This window comes from Streptomyces sp. MI02-7b (assembly GCF_033793585.1).
In the GTDB taxonomy this organism is placed as follows: domain Bacteria; phylum Actinomycetota; class Actinomycetes; order Streptomycetales; family Streptomycetaceae; genus Actinacidiphila.
On the sequence record NZ_JARAWX010000002.1, the window covers coordinates 210,318 to 225,699 of the forward strand.

The 15,382-nt window shown below is 72.3% G+C and carries 14 protein-coding genes; 10 read left to right on the top strand and 4 right to left on the bottom strand.

The annotated features are described in order from the left end of the window. Nucleotide 1: 1 nt before the first annotated feature. From menC to PV364_RS03210, 9 genes are all read left to right on the top strand, one after another. Nucleotides 2–1,147, top strand: coding sequence for an o-succinylbenzoate synthase (gene menC / locus PV364_RS03170; protein WP_319658037.1), 1,146 nt, complete (start codon nt 2–4; stop codon nt 1,145–1,147). After that, complete coding sequence (locus PV364_RS03175) at nt 1,144–1,983, top strand: M55 family metallopeptidase (protein ID WP_319658039.1); 840 nt, start codon at nt 1,144–1,146, stop codon at nt 1,981–1,983. The genes menC and PV364_RS03175 overlap by 4 nt, the downstream gene beginning before the upstream one ends. Next, entirely contained in the window at nt 1,976–3,154 is a 1,179-nt protein-coding gene (locus PV364_RS03180; protein ID WP_319658040.1) for a M20/M25/M40 family metallo-hydrolase, read from the top strand. The genes PV364_RS03175 and PV364_RS03180 overlap by 8 nt, the downstream gene beginning before the upstream one ends. Then, complete coding sequence (locus PV364_RS03185) at nt 3,151–4,080, top strand: LD-carboxypeptidase (protein ID WP_319658041.1); 930 nt, start codon at nt 3,151–3,153, stop codon at nt 4,078–4,080. Before PV364_RS03180 ends, PV364_RS03185 begins: the two co-directional genes overlap by 4 nt. A 111-nt stretch (nt 4,081–4,191) precedes the next feature. Then, the gene (locus tag PV364_RS03190; protein WP_319658042.1) at nt 4,192–4,641 is read left to right on the top strand and encodes an Rrf2 family transcriptional regulator; all 450 of its coding nucleotides are present in this window, start codon (nt 4,192–4,194) and stop codon (nt 4,639–4,641) included. Nucleotides 4,642–4,732: 91 nt separating this feature from the next. Next, entirely contained in the window at nt 4,733–5,932 is a 1,200-nt protein-coding gene (locus PV364_RS03195) for a globin domain-containing protein (RefSeq protein ID WP_319658044.1), read from the top strand. Between the two features lie 17 nt (nt 5,933–5,949). Beyond that, nucleotides 5,950–6,468 (top strand): NUDIX domain-containing protein, encoded by a 519-nt coding sequence (locus PV364_RS03200; protein WP_319658045.1) that lies wholly within the window; start codon nt 5,950–5,952, stop codon nt 6,466–6,468. Nucleotides 6,469–6,547: 79 nt separating this feature from the next. Continuing rightward, nucleotides 6,548–6,739: a hypothetical protein gene (locus tag PV364_RS03205; RefSeq protein WP_319658046.1), complete on the top strand. Its 192-nt coding sequence runs from the start codon at nt 6,548–6,550 to the stop codon at nt 6,737–6,739. 675 nt (nt 6,740–7,414) lie between these two features. Further along, nucleotides 7,415–8,164 carry an SDR family oxidoreductase gene (locus tag PV364_RS03210; protein ID WP_319658047.1) on the top strand — a complete coding sequence of 250 codons (750 nt, stop codon included), beginning with the start codon at nt 7,415–7,417 and terminating at the stop codon, nt 8,162–8,164. Between the two features lie 108 nt (nt 8,165–8,272). On the opposite strand, the gene PV364_RS03215 is transcribed toward PV364_RS03210, so the two are convergent. Continuing rightward, nucleotides 8,273–9,739: an FAD-dependent monooxygenase gene (locus PV364_RS03215; protein WP_319658048.1), complete on the bottom strand. Its 1,467-nt coding sequence runs from the start codon at nt 9,737–9,739 to the stop codon at nt 8,273–8,275. Between the two features lie 451 nt (nt 9,740–10,190). Between PV364_RS03215 and PV364_RS03220 the strand changes: the two genes are divergently transcribed. Continuing rightward, the gene (locus tag PV364_RS03220) at nt 10,191–11,189 is read left to right on the top strand and encodes a TDT family transporter (protein WP_319658049.1); all 999 of its coding nucleotides are present in this window, start codon (nt 10,191–10,193) and stop codon (nt 11,187–11,189) included. A gap of 99 nt (nt 11,190–11,288) precedes the next feature. Here the strand turns inward: PV364_RS03220 and PV364_RS03225 are convergent, their stop codons facing one another. From PV364_RS03225 to PV364_RS03235, 3 genes are all read right to left on the bottom strand, one after another. Next, nucleotides 11,289–12,041, bottom strand: a complete 753-nt coding sequence (locus PV364_RS03225; protein WP_319658050.1) for a ZIP family metal transporter — start codon at nt 12,039–12,041, stop codon at nt 11,289–11,291. A 308-nt stretch (nt 12,042–12,349) separates the two neighbouring features. Beyond that, nucleotides 12,350–14,182 (bottom strand): AMP-dependent synthetase/ligase, encoded by a 1,833-nt coding sequence (locus PV364_RS03230; RefSeq protein WP_319658051.1) that lies wholly within the window; start codon nt 14,180–14,182, stop codon nt 12,350–12,352. A 187-nt stretch (nt 14,183–14,369) separates the two neighbouring features. Beyond that, nucleotides 14,370–15,359, bottom strand: coding sequence for an alpha/beta hydrolase (locus PV364_RS03235; RefSeq protein WP_319658052.1), 990 nt, complete (start codon nt 15,357–15,359; stop codon nt 14,370–14,372). Nucleotides 15,360–15,382 lie beyond the last annotated feature (23 nt).

Here is a 15,382-nt window from a genome sequence, read left to right on the forward strand (position 1 = left end):
CATGCCCATCACCATCACCGAGGTCGAGCTCTCGCTGACGCGGCTCGACCTCGTCCACGCGTTCGAGACCAGCTCGCACCGCAAGTCCCACCTGGACCACATCCTCATCCGGGCCACCGCGTCGGACGGCACCGTGGGGTGGGGCGAGTGCGCCTCGCCCAGCGATCCGTACTACTGCGGCGAGTCGACCTGGAGCTGCTGGCACATCCTCAGCGAGTACCTCGTCCCCCTCCTGCTGGGCAGGCCCTGGGAGACACCGCAGGACGCGGCACGCCACACCGCCGCCGTGAGCGGGAACAACTTCGCCCGCGCGGGCCTGGAGATGGCCTGCTGGGACCTGTACGGCAAGACCCGCGGCGCGCCGCTGGCCGACCTGCTCGGCGGGACGGCCGACCGGGTCGCCGCCGGAGTCAGCCTCGGTATCGAACCGACCGTCGACGAGCTGCTGGAGCAGGTGTCCCGCCACGTCGGCGACGGATACCGGCGGGTCAAGCTCAAGATCCGGCCGGGCTGGGACATCGAGCCGGTCAAGGCCGTACGCGCCGCCTTCCCCGGCATCGCCCTCCAGGTGGACGCCAACACCGCCTACACCCCCGGCCAGTCCGAGCTGCTGACCGCGCTCGACGGCCTCGGCCTGCTGATGATCGAGCAGCCGTACGCGGAGGACGACCTGCTCTCGCACGCGGAACTGGCCGCCCGCCTCGACACCCCGGTCTGCCTGGACGAGAGCATCACCTCGGTGCCGGTGCTCAGGACCGCGCTGCGACTGGGGGCGGCGGACGTCGTGAACATCAAGGTCTCCCGGCTGGGCGGGCTGCACCCGGCCAGGGCCGTGCACGACGTGTGCGCCGGCGCCGGGGTCCCGGTCTGGTGCGGCGGCATGCACGAGTTCGGGATCGGCCGCGCCGCGAACCTCGCGCTGGCCGCCCTTCCGGGATTCACCCTGCCGTCCGACGTGTCGGGGTCCGACAAGTACTACCGCGAGGACATCGTGTCCCCGCCGATCCGGGCCGTCGACGGCCTGGTGGAGGTGCCGCGCGCCACGCCCGGGATCGGGGTCACCGTCGAGGAGCATGTCGTGGCCGAGCACACGCTGCGCACCTGGACCGGCGCGGTGGACCGTACGACCGAGGGGAGCCGGGCGTGAAGGTCCTGATCTCCGCCGACATGGAGGGCGCCACCGGCGTCACCTTCCCCGACGACGTCCGGCCGGGCCACGCCCGCTGGGAGTACCACCGGCAACTCCTCACCGCCGACGTCAACGCCGCGGTCGCCGGCTTCGCCGCGGCCGGGGCCACCGAGATCCTGGTCAACGAGGCGCACTCCGACCAGCGCAACCTGCTGCTCGACCGGCTCGACGAGCGGGCGCGGCTGCTCATCGGCACCCACAAGCCGCTGGGCATGATGGAGGGCATCGACCGTTCGCCGGACGCGGTGGCCCTCGTCGGCTACCACACCGGTGCCGGGCAGCCCGGCGTTCTCGCCCACACCTATCTGCCGAACACCATCACCGAGGTGCGCATCGACGGCCGCCCCGCCTCCGAGGGACGGATGAACGCCCTGCTCGCCGACGAGTACGGGGTCCCCGTCGTCCTGGTGACCGGCGACGACCTGTGCTGCCTGGACTCCGAGGACTGGGCCCCGCACGCCGCCCGCGCCGTGGTGAAGACCTGCGTCGACCGCTACGCGGCGGTCTGCCTGCCGCCCGTCCACAGCGCCGCCCGGATCGCCGAGGCCGCGCGCGAGGGGCTGCGGGCGCTGCCCGGGCCCGCGGGTCCCAAGGCACCGCCGCCGGGCGGCTACACCTACGAGGTGGCCTTCGACGCCGCCCACCTCGCACCGGCCGCCACCTACATCCCGGGCGTCGAGCAGACCGACCCGCTGACGGTCCGCTTCACCCTGCCCACCATGTACGAGGCGATCCGCTGCTTCCGGGCCGTGACCCGGGTGGCCACATCCGCCATGGAGAGCTGCTATGGCTGAGTCGATGGACGAACTACTGGCCCGGGCCGCCCTGTTGAGGGACCAGGCGTTGCGCCGGCTGGAGACCCTGGTGAACGCCGAGAGCCCGTCCGGCGACGCCGGACGCATCGACGTCGTCACCAGGGAACTGGAGGCCGCCTACACGGCCGTCGGCGCGCGCACCGAGCGCGTTCCCGGAGCGGACGGCGACCACCTGGTGTGCCACTGGGCCGGCGGCGGCCCCGACGACGGCCACATTCTGATGATCGGTCACTCCGACACCGTGTTCCCCGCGGGAACCACCGCGGAGCGGCCGTTCCGGCTGGAGCCCGACGGCGACACCGTCACCGGCCCCGGGGTCTTCGACATGAAGGGCTCCCTGGTCGAGGTCGAACTGGCCATGCGGCTGCTGGCCGGCACCGGGTCCCGGCCCTTCCGGCCGGTCCGGCTGGTCGTCGTCAACGACGAGGAGATCGGCAGCCCCGACGGCCGTCGTCTGGTGGCCCGGCACGCCGAGGGGGCCGTCGCCGTGCTCGGCCTCGAAGCGCCGCTGCCCGGCGGCGCGTTGAAGACCGGACGGCGTGGCGTGGCCCGGATCAGGATCGACGTGGAGGGCGTGAGCGCCCACGCGGGCCTCGACCCCGGCCTCGGCGTCCCGGCGATCGACGAGCTGGTCGACCAGCTGAGGGCCCTGCGTACCGCGGTCCCGGCCCCGCCGGCCGCCGAGCTCAACGTGGGCACGATCCAGGGCGGCACCCGGGCCAACGTGGTGTCCGGGCACGCCCGGGCGGAACTGGGCCTGCGCTTCGCCGACCAGGAGGCCGAGGACGCCGCCCTCGCCGCGGTGGAGTCGCTCGTGCCGTTCCGCGACGGCGCGCGGATCAGCACCACGCGGGTGTCCTACCGGCCCGCCTGGGCCGCCGACCCCGCCAACCCGCTCGCCGCGGATCTGATCCGGCTGGCCGGCGCCCTGGGACTGGAGCTGACCACCGGGACCTCCGGCGGCGCCGGGGACACCAATCACACCGGAGCGGCGGGGATCCCCACGGCGGACGGGCTCGGCCCCGAGGGCGGCGGCGCGCACAGTGCCGCCGAACACGCCTCGGTGCGCTCGCTGCTGCACCGGGCCGCGCTGCTGGCCGCCTATCTGGGCGGCCCCGCCGCCGTGGCGGAGGACAAGGAGAACACGTGAGCACCCAAACCGGATACGTCCGCCCCCGGGCACTGCGCGCGGGCGATCGCGTCGCGGTCATCGCCGCCAGCGGCCCACCGAACCAGGAACGGCTCGACCGCGGCGTGCGGGCGCTGCTCGACCTGGGGCTGCGGCCCGACGTCCTCGACTCGGCCCGTGCCCCGGGTGAGTACCTGGCGGGGGACGACGACCTGCGCGCGGCCGACCTCACCACCGCGCTCACCGACCCGGCCTACGCCGCCGTGCTGTGCGCCTGCGGCGGATACGGCGCCCAGCGCACCCTGGAACGGGTCGACTGGGAGAAGATCGGCACGCCCTTGCCCCGGGTCCTGGTGGGCTATTCCGACGTGACGTCCCTGCTGGAGGCGGTCGCCGTCAAGCTGGGCTGGGTCTCGCTGTTCGGGCCCATGGTCGCGGGCCGGGACTTCCACCAGGGCGAGTACGGCTTCGACACCCTCGCCCGTCTGCTGACCGACCCGGAGCCGGTCCGCGAGCTCGTCTTCCCCGGTGCCAGGACGCTGGTGCCGGGCGTCGCGGAGGGCACCACCCTGGGCGGTACCGCGAGCATGCTCGCCAGCTCGCTGGGCAGTGACACCTCGCTGCCCGCCCGGGGCGGCATCCTCTTCCTCGAGGACGTGGACGAGGAGCCGTACCGGCTGGACCGGATCCTCACCCAGCTGCGCCGCTCCGGGTACCTGGACGGCGTGGCGGGCATTCTCTGCGGCACCTGGACCGGCTGCGGCGAGCCGGAGCAGGTCGAGCGGCTGCTCCGCGACCGGCTCGGCGGCCTCGGCGTCCCGGTGCTCACGGGGGCCGACATCGGCCACGGCGTGCCGATGCAGACCTTCCCGGTCGGCGTACCGGCCCGACTCGACGCCACAGCGGGGGTCCTGCGGTTCCTGGAGCCCGTCCTGTCGGCGTCCTGAGCCGGGCGGTCCGCGACGGGGCCGCGGGGCGTCCGCGGCGCACCTGTGACGTGCGCCGCAGACGCCCCGCCCTAACTTGAATCTCAGATGCGCATTATCTAGCCTCGGGGTATGCGCCTCACCAAGTCCACCGACCTCGCGCTCCGCGCGGTGATGGCCCTCGCCGTCAAGGGCGAGCCGTCCACCGCCAGGGACGTCGCCGACGCGGTACGGGTTCCGTACTCGCACCTGGCCAAGGTCGTGGCCCGGCTGCAGCACCTCGGGGTCGTCGAGACCCGGCGCGGCCGCGGCGGGGGCCTCACCCTCACCGAGGCCGGGCGCGCGGCCTCGATCGGTGCCCTGGTGCGGGAGCTGGAGGGGGCCGGGGACGTGGTGGACTGTGAGGGGGAGGTGCCCTGCCCGCTGGCCGGTGCCTGCCGGCTGCGCGGGGCGCTGCGCCGCGCGCAGGAGGCCTTCTACGTCTCCCTCGACCCGCTCACGGTCCAGGACCTGACGGCCGCGCCGACCGGGCCGGTCCTGGTGGGGCTGGTCGGGCGGGGCCCGTCCGGTCCCGGCGCCTGAGGGTCCGGCCCGCATCCCGTTTCCCGCCGTTCCGGGGCGCCTTCCGTGCGCCTTTTAATGCGAAACCCGTATGCCTATTAAGGAACCGTCCATGCTCAGCGAGAAGTCCGCGGCGACCGTCCGCGCCACCCTGCCCGCCGTCGGCGCGGCGATCTCCGAGATCTCCGAGCGCTTCTACGACCGGCTCTTCGCCGCCCACCCCGAGCTGCTGCGCGATCTGTTCAACCGCGGCAACCAGGCGGACGGCACCCAGCGGCAGGCGCTCGCGGCAGCCATCGCCCACTTCGCGACCGCCCTCGTCGAGCACCCCGACCGGCGCCCGGACGCCATGCTGGCCCGCATCGCGCACAAGCACGCCTCCCTCGGCATCAGCCCCGGCCAGTACGAGGTCGTCCACACGCACCTGTTCGCCGGGATCGCCGAGGTCCTGGGCGACGCCGTCACCGAGGAGGTCGGCGCGGCCTGGAACGAGGTCTACTGGCTCATGGCGAACGCCCTCATCGCCATCGAGCAGCGCCTGTACGCCGAGAAGGGCGTCCTGCTCGGCGACACCTGGCGCCCGTGGGAGGTGGCCGAGCGCGTCCGTGAGACCGAGGACGTCGTCACCTTCCGGCTGCGCCCCGCCGACGGCGGCCCGCTGCCCGCCTTCGGCCCCGGTCAGTACGTCTCCGTACGCGTCGAACTCCCCGACGGCGCCCGCCAGATCCGCCAGTACAGCCTGTCCGGCGCCCCGGGCGACGCCACCCGGCAGTTCAGCGTCAAGCGGGTGCACGGCCGCGCCGGGGACCCGGCGGGCGAGGTCTCCTGCCACCTCCACGACCACGTCGCCGAGGGCGCGCGGCTCGAACTGTCCGCCCCCTACGGCGATGTCGTCCTGCGCGACGAGGGCGCGCCGCTGCTGCTGGCGTCCGCCGGGATCGGCTGCACTCCGATGCTCGCGATGCTCCACCAGCTGGCCGGCTCCGGCTACGAGGCCCCCGTCGCCGTCGTCCACGGCGACCGCTCGCCGGCCGACCACGCCCACGCCGCGGACCACCGGGCCCTGACCGCGAAGCTTCCCCGGGGCAGCGCCCACTTCTGGTACGAGGACCCCCAGGGCGCCCTGTCCGGCGACCGGAGGGGCCGGGTGGACCTCCGCGACGTCCCGCTGCCCGAAGGGCTCCAGGCGTACCTCTGCGGCCCGCTGCCGTTCCTGCGCGCCGTCCGCACCCAGCTGCTGGAGCGCGGGGTGCCCGCCTCCGCCGTGCACTACGAGGTCTTCGGCCCCGATTTGTGGCTGGGCCGGGACTGACCGGCCACACTGGTCGGATGGCGGCAGTGGAGAAGGCCGGCGGCAAGGCGGTCAAGCGCAGCGCGGGAATCCTGCTCTTCCGCGGTACCCCGGGCGCGGCGCCCGAGGTGCTGCTGGGCCACATGGGCGGCCCCTTCTGGGCGTCGAAGGACGCCGGTGGATGGACCATCCCCAAGGGCGAGTACGAGCCGGACGAGACCGCGGAGGCCGCCGCCCGGCGCGAGTTCCTGGAGGAACTGGGCCTGCCGGTGCCGGACGGCGAGCTGCTGCCGCTGGGGGAGAACACCCAGTCCAACGGCAAGATCGTCACCATCTGGGCCCTGGAGGGCGATCTCGACACCGCTCTCGTCGTCCCCGGCACCTTCACCTTGGAGTGGCCGAGGGGATCGGGGAACATCCGTGAGTTCCCCGAGGTCGACCGCGCCGAGTGGTTCCCCCTCGACGCGGCCGGCGACAAGATCCTCACGGCCCAGCGCACCTTTCTCGACCGCCTCCGCCGCCTGCTCACCGCCGCGGGCTCGGTTGACGGATCTTGAGAAGGGTGAGGGTCTTCCGGCCTGGTGCGGAGTGCGACAGCTGCACCGGTGACCGGAAAGGCCCTCGTGCCGCACCGCAATGTGCACCCCTGACCGAGACCGGACGGCTGCCCGGCGCGAAGCCCCGGCCGCGGCCGTGATCGCCTACCAGCGACCGGCCCTGCCGTCCGCCGGCAACGGCACAGCCGAAGGCCTCGACCGCACCCTGCTCGAGGAGCCGGAGCGTGACGCGCTCCCCGGCCGGCCGCGCAGCCGCAACCACCACCGCTGACACACCCCCTGAAGCGGCGGAGGCCGACTGCTCCGGTGCCGCCGCGTACGCGTCCTGCGGATTCCCGGCCGGCCCGAGCTCCCGCTCCGGCACCGGTACCCGACGGCTCGCCGCCCGGCTCCCGTGTCTCCTCGGGCCGGAGCGGCGCGTGCGGGACGAGCATCGCGTGCCGCGGCGGGATCACCACCACGACCGTGCCGTTCCTCCCCGGCGCCACGGCGAACAGCCGTACTGCCGCTGCGCGGTTTCCCCGCGGGCCCGACCCGGTACGGCTTCGCGTGCGGCACGCGTCAACCGCGTGCCGTGTGAGCGGGGGAGCGCGCGTGACCTCCGGCTGCGGCACCTCGACGTCCTCGCGCCCGCGGACCCTCCGGTGCCGGTGGTGCGCCCCTTTGTCGGCATCGACCTGCTGGAAGCCGACGCCGTGCTCCTGACCCGCACGCCGCTCGGCCCGGACGCGTGTTCCGCCCGGGCAGCGTGCGGTACTCCGCGGCACGGTGTGCGATCCGGGCCCCTGGGTGCCGGGAATGTGCGTTACGTCATAGTTTTTGACCATCCGGTCCAGCACCGGGTTTCTTACCGTACAGTCCAGAACGGGACCCGCCACATGGGACGCGGGTCCGACGTGGAACAGCGACCGCGGAGGAAGACCTCCGCCGAACAGGAGCCTTGATCATGGGACAGCTCGACGGTAAGACAGCGATCGTCACCGGGGGCAACAGCGGTATCGGGCTGGCCACCGCCAAGCGATTCGCGGCCGAGGGCGCACACGTGTTCATCACGGGCCGCCGCCAGGAGGCGCTCGACGCCGCGCTGGCCGAGATCGGCCCGAACGCCACTGCCGTCCGGGGCGACGTCTCCGATCTTGCCGACATCGACCGCCTCTACGCGGCCGTCGCCGAGCAGGGCCGCCGCATCGATGTGCTGTTCGCCAACGCGGGCGGCGGCGAGTTCGCCACCTTGGAAGACGTCACCGAGAAGCACTTCGACTCGACCTTCGGCATCAACGTGCGGGGTACGCTCTTCACGGTCCAGAAGGCGCTTCCCTTGCTGAACGACGCCGCTTCGGTCATCCTCACCGGATCCACTGCGGCGACCTCCGGTGGCGAGGCCTTCGGCGTCTACGCCGCTTCCAAGGCCGCCATCCGGTCCTTCTCCCGCACCTGGGCAAACGAACTCAAGGTCCGGAACATCCGGGTGAACACGCTCGTTCCGGGTCCGATCGAGACGCCCGGCAACTCCGGACTGGCTCCCAACGCGGCAGAGGCCGCCAAGCTCTGGGACTTCTTCGCCGGCCAGATCCCCCTGGGGCGGATGGGCCGCCCCGAGGAGGCCGCCGCCGCGGCACTCTTCCTCGCCGGCGACCAGAGCAGCTTCATCACCGGCATCGAGCTCTTCGTCGACGGCGGCCTCAAGCAGGTCTGACCGCCGATTCGGCTCCGGAGGTATCCGCCCCCGCGGGCGCGGCGGCTTCGGCCCGCGGGCGGCACCCCCTCATTCCGGGAGCCACGGCAACTCGCCGTACCGGAGGCGTCATGGGCCCGCGCCCGCTCCACAGTGTCCGGCGAGTGCCTGCCTGATCTCGGTGGCTCGGCGGTGTGCCGACCGCTCGGACGAGGCCCATGCGATGTAGGCGTCCGGTCTGACCAGTACGGACGTGCTGGTCGGACCGGCTGGGCTGACGCACTCCACCGCGTCGGCCCACCCTTCGCCCACCGCGGCGAAAAGTGCCGCGTCTGCCGGAGTCACCAGTACGAACCGGCGGCCGCGCAGGACCTCGTACAGGCGTCGTCCATCGGTGAGGAGGGCATCCGGTGCCCTCTTGCCCGTGAGGGGGTGCGCGCCGGCCGGGGCTCTGTAGGCGATGTCGATTCCCGACATCGCCCGCCCCAGCCGCAGGGCCACCGGCGGGAAACGCAGGACGGTCCGGGCGGCGAAGTCCCGGACGCCGCGAAGGGCCCGCGGGGTGGTCAGCACACCACGCAGCAGCGTTCCACTCATGCGCAGCACTCTGCGTCCCACCGGGAGCCTTTCGGCCTCATAGGTGTCGAGCAGGGCTTCGGGGGCACGGTCGCGCAGAACGGCGGCGAGTTTCCAGCCCAAGTTCGCCGAGTCCTGGATGCTGGTGTTCATGCCCATGCCGCCGGCAGGGGAGTGCACGTGCGCCGCGTCACCGACGAGGAAGACCCTGCCTACGCGGTAGCGGGGCGACTGCCGCTCGTCGCTGTGGAACCGTGAGATCCAGCGCGGGTCGTGCATGCCGAAATCGCGGCCGAGCGCCCGGCGGGCGATGGCTCGAATCTCCTCCAGGTCGACCGGTGCGTTGTCGGGCATCTCATGGTGGCGATTCCACGCCATGATGCGGAACCATCCATCGCCGAACGGAACGAGGATCGCGAAGGCATCGCCCACCGCCCCCACGGTAGGGGGCTTCTTCGGGGGGTCGGCCAACCGGACATCGGCAAGCATCATCGACCGCACCGCGGAGCGGCCGGGGAAGGGCAGGCCGAGAGATCGGCGCACCGTGCTGCCTCTTCCGTCGGCGCCCACAACCCAGGCGGCGCGCAGGGTCCGAGTGGAGCCGTCCGGCGCCCGAACCCGAACGTCGACTCCGGTCGCATCCTGCGCGAGCCCGACGGCTTCCCAGCCTTCCCGGAAATCGGCGCCATGGGAAAGGGCCCGCGTCCGGAGTACGTGCTCGGTGTGGTACTGCGGAGTCACCAGCACATGCGGGAAACGGGTCGGCAACCGCGACAGATCGATCCCCAGGAACTGGAGAACCGGGTTACGGATGCCGGTCGCGAGCAGCTGGTCGGCAACACCGCGGGCGTCGAGCTGTTCCAACGTCCGCGCGTGGACCGCGAACGCCCGAGTGAGCGGTGATTCCTGCACTCGGCGCTCGACAACGGTACAGCTGACACCGGCCTCCGCCAGATCACCCGCCAGCAATAGCCCCGATGGACCTGCTCCCACGATCACTACCTGATGGTCGGAGCTCATTCTGATGCCCTCCAGGGGTCGACGGGGCCACCGTGGTGGGTCCGCCCCAGGACTGACTCCGGTACTCCTCGCCCGGCCGCCCGGCCGCCGAAAAACGAAGCCCCCGGGGCGCCGGTGCCGGCCGCGCGAGGGCTCTACAAACCGTACCGCCGGCTCGAGACCTTCGCGCGGCGTCCCGGCACGCCCGCTCGGCCTCGAAACACGGCAAGGCGGGGACGGGCCACCGCTGTCGCCGCTTTCTGCGAGGGCTCGGGCATCCGTTGTGCATCACACGAGAAGGAGTAACGCATCTGGTGAGCTGGGGCGGACTCCCGGGCCGACGTGCAGACTCGAAAGAACTGCGTGTGGGAGCCCGAAGCCACTGAGCCGAAGCGACGTTGTCCATTCGGCCCCGTAAGCCCGGACTTCGGAGGGGTGCACGCCGCCGGCCTTTGCAGAAGTGGGTGCCGTCATGACCGTAGCGCGCATACCTGTCACCTTTTTCGGCATTTCCCTGGGAATCTCAGGTCTGGCGGGCACCTGGCTGACAGCGGCCCAGCAAGGCCATGTGCCTCCTGAGGTCGGCCGGGCCCTGGTGGCGGTCGCCGCCGTCGTCTGGTGCGGGACGTTGTCGCTGTACCTGCGGTACGTCCTGTCCGTACGGGGCGCGTTCAAGGCCGACATGCTCGACAGTGCGGCAAGCCCCTTCGCCTCACTGGCCGTCATCACCCCGATGCTGCTTGCCGCGCAGGGAATAGTGCCTTACGCCCCTGACGCCGGCCGGTTCGTCGTGGACGTCTTCCTCGTCCTCACCGTGCTGCTGGGCGGCTGGTACACCGGGCAATGGATATACGGCCCGCTCGGACTGGACCAACTCCACCCCGGCTACTTCCTGCCCACCGTCGGCGGTGGTCTCGTTGCCGCCTTCAGCGCCGCCCAGGTCGGACAGCGGCGGTTGGCGGAGGTCATGTTCGGCCTGGGCATCGTCTCGTGGCTCGTCCTGGGCTCGATGATCCTGGCCCGACTGTTCTTTCGGCCTCCCCTGCCCCCTGGCCTCTCGCCGACGCTTGCCATCGAGATCGTGCCCGCCTCGATGGCAAGCGTCGCCTGCTTCGCTCTCAACGACAACCGCGTCGACCGGCTCTCGGCGGTACTGGCGGGCTACTGCCTATTGATGATCCTGGCCCAGATCCGCCTCCTTCCCCTGTTCCTGAGCCTGAGGTTCACGCCGGGCTTCTGGGCCTTCACCTTTTCCTGGACGACAGTGGCCATCACCGCACTGCACTGGATCGACCGCGGTCGCCCTCCCGGCGGCCTCATCGCCTCCTACCTCCTCCTGGCCGCTGCCACCGTGCTCGTAGGAGCCATAGCGGTGCGGACCCTCATCGCCATGAAGGAGCATCAATTGCTGCCCCCGCCGAACGCACCACCGCCGTCAGCGGAGGGATACAGACGCTCCGGCACGGCCTGACAGGGGCGGCGCCGAACAAGCCATCATCTGCCGGCGCACCCCGGAGGCAAGCGCTGCTCCGCCCCATCGTGGCTCGTCGGACCTCTCGTCGTTTCCGGCTCACTCGGCAAGCCCGATCACCAGCCACATCAGCAGAGCCCCCGTCACCGTGAACAACAAAGTGGCCTTGGAAGGGTGCGGACTGTGCGCCTCCGGCAATATGTCCGATGTCGCGAGGTACAGCAGGAAGCCGGCGAAGAATCCGAGGTACAGGCCCAGCAACCCCGTCGGGATCGTGAATCCCAAAGTAATCGCCGCCCCGACCACCGGGGCCACCGCGTCGGCCACCAGCAGCGTCTGAGCCCGGCGCCGGGCACTGCCGTAGAGCCTGGTGATCGTGTAGGTGTTGAACCCGTCGGCGAAGTCATGGGAGATCACGGCGATGGCGACGACGATGCCCAGCGTATTGCCGGCCTGATACGCGGCACCGATGGCGAATCCGTCGATCACACTGTGTCCCACCAGTGCTGAGGCCGCGGCCAGGCCGACTCCCTCCGCCGGCTGCTGCGCATGCCCCAAAGCGTGGGTGTGCGGTGCGTACTCGCTCTCGTGACCGCGATGAATGGCGACCCCTCGCTCCACCACGTGCAGAGTGAGGAATCCCGCAACGAACATGAGCAATGCCGCGGGAACACCGAAAACGTGCCGTGGCTGAGCGATCAGCGCATCGGGAAGCAGATCGAAGCCGATGACGCCGAGCATGAGGCCGGCGGCAAGACCGAGCACCAGATGACGGCGGTCACCGACCCGCTGCGCCACGACTCCACCGACAAGGGTCATGGCCATGGCGCACGCGGCTATCAGAACCGGCATAGGGCAATCTTGCGCGACGTCGTGAAGGGTTGCTACTTCGCCTGCCGCCGGGCCGTCACAGTGAGCCGCACGCCTTCATGCCGTCATCAGGCCCGACCGCGCCCGTCCCCGGGGAGACGGCTTTCACCCGGTGCCTCGGCCGCGCAGGTCGGGAAATGGACGGAACGCCGAGGTGCGGCCTGCCCGGCCGAGACCGGCAGGGTCCAGTGCCCTGTCGAGTACCGGGTACGTAACCCGCGCGGGGGCGGCCACGCGGCGGGGCCGTGTCGCACGAGTGGCTCCGCGGCCACCGCGCGGCGAGCGCGTGGCTAGGGGGCCCCGGCGGGGCCGCTGTTGGCGCGTTCGGAGGAGGAGTAGATCGACTCGATCTGCGCCGCGTACTCGCGCAGGATCGCGTCCCGGCGCAGCTTCAGGGACGGCGTCAGCAGCCCGTTGGCCACGGAGAACTCGTGCGGCAGCACGCGGAACGCGCGGATGGACTCGGCGCGCGAGACAGCGGCGTTGGCGACCGACACCGCCCGCTGGAGTTCGGCCCGCAGGTCGCGCTCCGCCATGCCCGCCCCCATCTGCACGGCTTCCGGGTCGAGCGTGATCAGGGCGGCGATGAACGGGCGGTTGTCGCCGATGACGACGCACTGCGAGACGAACGGGTGCGCCCGCAGCCGCTCCTCCAGCACCAGCGGGGCGACGCTCTTGCCGCTGCTGGTGATGATGATGTCCTTCTTCCGCCCGGTGATCGTGAGATATCCGTCCGGGTCGAGCCGCCCCACGTCGCCGGTGGCCATCCAGCCGCCGAGCCGCCAGACGGCCTGGTTGGCCGCGGGGTTGGCGTGGTAGCCGGCGAAGACGGTGCTTCCGCGCACCAGCACCTCGCCGTCCGGGGCGATGCGCACCGCGCAGCCCGGCAGCGCGCGGCCCACCGTGCCGAAGCGCACTTTGCCTCGCGGCTGGGCGGTGATGGCCGCCGTCGTCTCGGTCAGCCCGTAGCCGTCGTAGATCGTCAGCCCCGCGCCGGCGAACAGCAGGGACAGGTCGCGGCTGAGCGGGGAGCCGCCGGAGACGGTGTAGTGCACCCTGCCGCCCAGGATGTCGCGGATGCGGCCGTACACCATGCGCTCGAAGGCCGAATGCGCCGCCCTCAGCAGCGGACCGGGGCCCGGCCCGCCCTCCACCGTGTGCCGTTCCGCGGCCTCGGCCCAGCGCACGGCGACGTCGGCGGCCCGGTCGAACAGCTGGCGCTTGCCGGCCCGCTCGGCGGCCCGGCGGGCGCCTTCGATGATCTTCTCGTAGATGTACGGGACGGCCAGGACGATCGTCGGCCGGAAGGTCGCGAACGCCGGCAGCAGCGCGGCGGGGGACAGGTCCGGCTGATGCCCCAGCAGCACACCGCCGCGCAGTGCGCAGACCGAGATCATCAATCCGTATATGTGGGACATCGGCAGGAACGCCAGGACCGACGCCCGCTGCCCGGGCGGCGCGAACAGGGGGCCGTAGCCGGCCAGCAGGGTGTCGCACTCGGCGGCCAGGTTGGCGTGCGTGATCAGGCAGCCCTTGGGCGGCCCCGTGGTGCCCGAGGTGTACGCCACGACCGCGACCGACTGCGGCTCCACCTCCCAGCGCCGCTGCTCCACCAGCACCGCGGGAACCGCCCGGCCGAGCGCGCCGAGCCACCGCACGCAGTCCGCGTCGAGCTGCCAGATGCGGCGCAGCGCGGGCAGGGTGTCGCAGACGGCGCCCACCGTCATGGCGTGGTCCTCGTGCTCCACCACGATCGCCACGGCCCCGGAGTCGCCGAGGATCCAGCGGACCTGCTCGGCCGAGGACGTCGGGTAGACCGGCACGACCCGTGCGCCCACCGACCAGAGGGCGTAGGCGAACAACGTCCACTCGTAGCGGGTCCTGGCCATCACCGCGACCGGGTCGCCGAAGCCGATCCCCTCGGCGACGAGCCCCTTCGCGAGTTCGACCACCTCGTCGCGGAACCCGGCCGCCGACACCTCCTGCCAGACCTCGCCGTCCGGTTCGACCCTGCGGGCGAGGGCGGGCGTGCCCGGCCGCTTCCAGGCCGCCTCGTACACCGATTCCGCGAGTCCCCCCGACCGCAGCGGCTCGGCCAGGGGCGGAAGGCCGAATTCGCGCAAGGTGCCCCCTTCCCCGAGCCAGTGCCACGCCGCACCCGGATCCGGCGTGGACGGAAGATATCCGGCCAATGGGCCACCTGCCTAGAGGTGGGGCGGAAGCGGCGGTCCCGGTGCGAACGGGAAGCTCCGGCCCTGCGGGGCGTCCGGCCGGGGCCGGGATGCCCCGGCAGTGCGCCCCGACGCCGTCTCAGGCGGGCAGCCCGGCCAGCCAGTCGGCCAGGATCCGGTTGACCTCGTCCGGCCGTTCCTGCTGGACCCAGTGGCCGCAGTCGTCGAGGAGGCGGGAGGAGACCAGCCCGGGAAGGGTGTCGGGGAAGGCGCCGATGGCGTCGGCCATCCACGCGACGGAGGCGTCCAGGGCGCCGGCGACGAACAGCGACGGCTGGCGGACCGGAGCGCCGTCGAACGCGGCGAGGTCCTCCCAGTCGCGGTCCATGTTCCGGTAGCGGTTGAGCGCCCCGGTCGTCCCGGTCCGCTCGAACTCCCCGGCGCAGGCGTCCAGTCCGTCCTCACCGAGCCACGCGGGCGGCGGTCCGACGGGGAAGCGGTCGCGTAGCCTGCCGCCCGCGCCGACGAAGTACGGGCTCGCGGCGCCCGGCGGCGGCATGGTGCCGGCCGACAGGGCCGCGTAGAAGCCCGCCAGCCAGCCCCGCACATCGGGCTCGATCTCGGCCTCCGCGCGGCCCGGCTCCTGGAAGTAGGACACGTAGAACTCGTCCTCCCCGGCGCCCCCGCCCATCCGTGCGAAGACCTCACCGGGCCGCGGGCCGCCGCGTGGGGCGTAGGGGACGCCGAGCATCCCCACCGCGCGGAAGACGTCCGGTTCGGTCAGGGCGGAGGTGGCGGCGATGGCCGAGCCCCAGTCGTGGCCGACCACCACGGCCGTCTCCTCACCCAGGGCGCGTACCACCGCGACGTTGTCCGCCACCAGGTCGAGCATCCGGTACGCCTCCACGGCGCCCGGCCGGGAGGACCGGCCGTAGCCGCGGACGTCGACGGCGACCGCGCGGTACCCGGCCGCCGCGAGCGCCGGCACCTGGTGGCGCCAGGAGTACCAGCCCTCCGGGAAGCCGTGCACGAGAAGCACCAGCGGCCCCTTGCCCTGTTCCACCAGGTGGATCCGGCCCGCCGGTGACGGGACCAGGCGATGCCTTGCCCGACCGCCCTGTTGCGTCATGCATCCCTCCACAACCACTGATT

What these genes read in the sequence shown, in the direction of transcription:
- PV364_RS03225 (WP_319658050.1), bottom strand. Translation starts at nt 12,041, where the DNA reads ATGCCGGTTCTGATAGCCGCGTGCGCCATGGCCATGACCCTTGTCGGT.
- PV364_RS03235 (WP_319658052.1), bottom strand. Translation starts at nt 15,359, where the DNA reads ATGACGCAACAGGGCGGTCGGGCAAGGCATCGCCTGGTCCCGTCACCG.
- PV364_RS03190 (WP_319658042.1), top strand. Translation starts at nt 4,192, where the DNA reads ATGCGCCTCACCAAGTCCACCGACCTCGCGCTCCGCGCGGTGATGGCC.
- menC (WP_319658037.1), top strand. Translation starts at nt 2, where the DNA reads ATGCCCATCACCATCACCGAGGTCGAGCTCTCGCTGACGCGGCTCGAC.
- PV364_RS03195 (WP_319658044.1), top strand. Translation starts at nt 4,733, where the DNA reads ATGCTCAGCGAGAAGTCCGCGGCGACCGTCCGCGCCACCCTGCCCGCC.
- PV364_RS03220 (WP_319658049.1), top strand. Translation starts at nt 10,191, where the DNA reads ATGACCGTAGCGCGCATACCTGTCACCTTTTTCGGCATTTCCCTGGGA.
- PV364_RS03205 (WP_319658046.1), top strand. Translation starts at nt 6,548, where the DNA reads ATGTGCACCCCTGACCGAGACCGGACGGCTGCCCGGCGCGAAGCCCCG.
- PV364_RS03210 (WP_319658047.1), top strand. Translation starts at nt 7,415, where the DNA reads ATGGGACAGCTCGACGGTAAGACAGCGATCGTCACCGGGGGCAACAGC.
- PV364_RS03200 (WP_319658045.1), top strand. Translation starts at nt 5,950, where the DNA reads ATGGCGGCAGTGGAGAAGGCCGGCGGCAAGGCGGTCAAGCGCAGCGCG.
- PV364_RS03180 (WP_319658040.1), top strand. Translation starts at nt 1,976, where the DNA reads ATGGCTGAGTCGATGGACGAACTACTGGCCCGGGCCGCCCTGTTGAGG.
- PV364_RS03215 (WP_319658048.1), bottom strand. Translation starts at nt 9,739, where the DNA reads ATGAGCTCCGACCATCAGGTAGTGATCGTGGGAGCAGGTCCATCGGGG.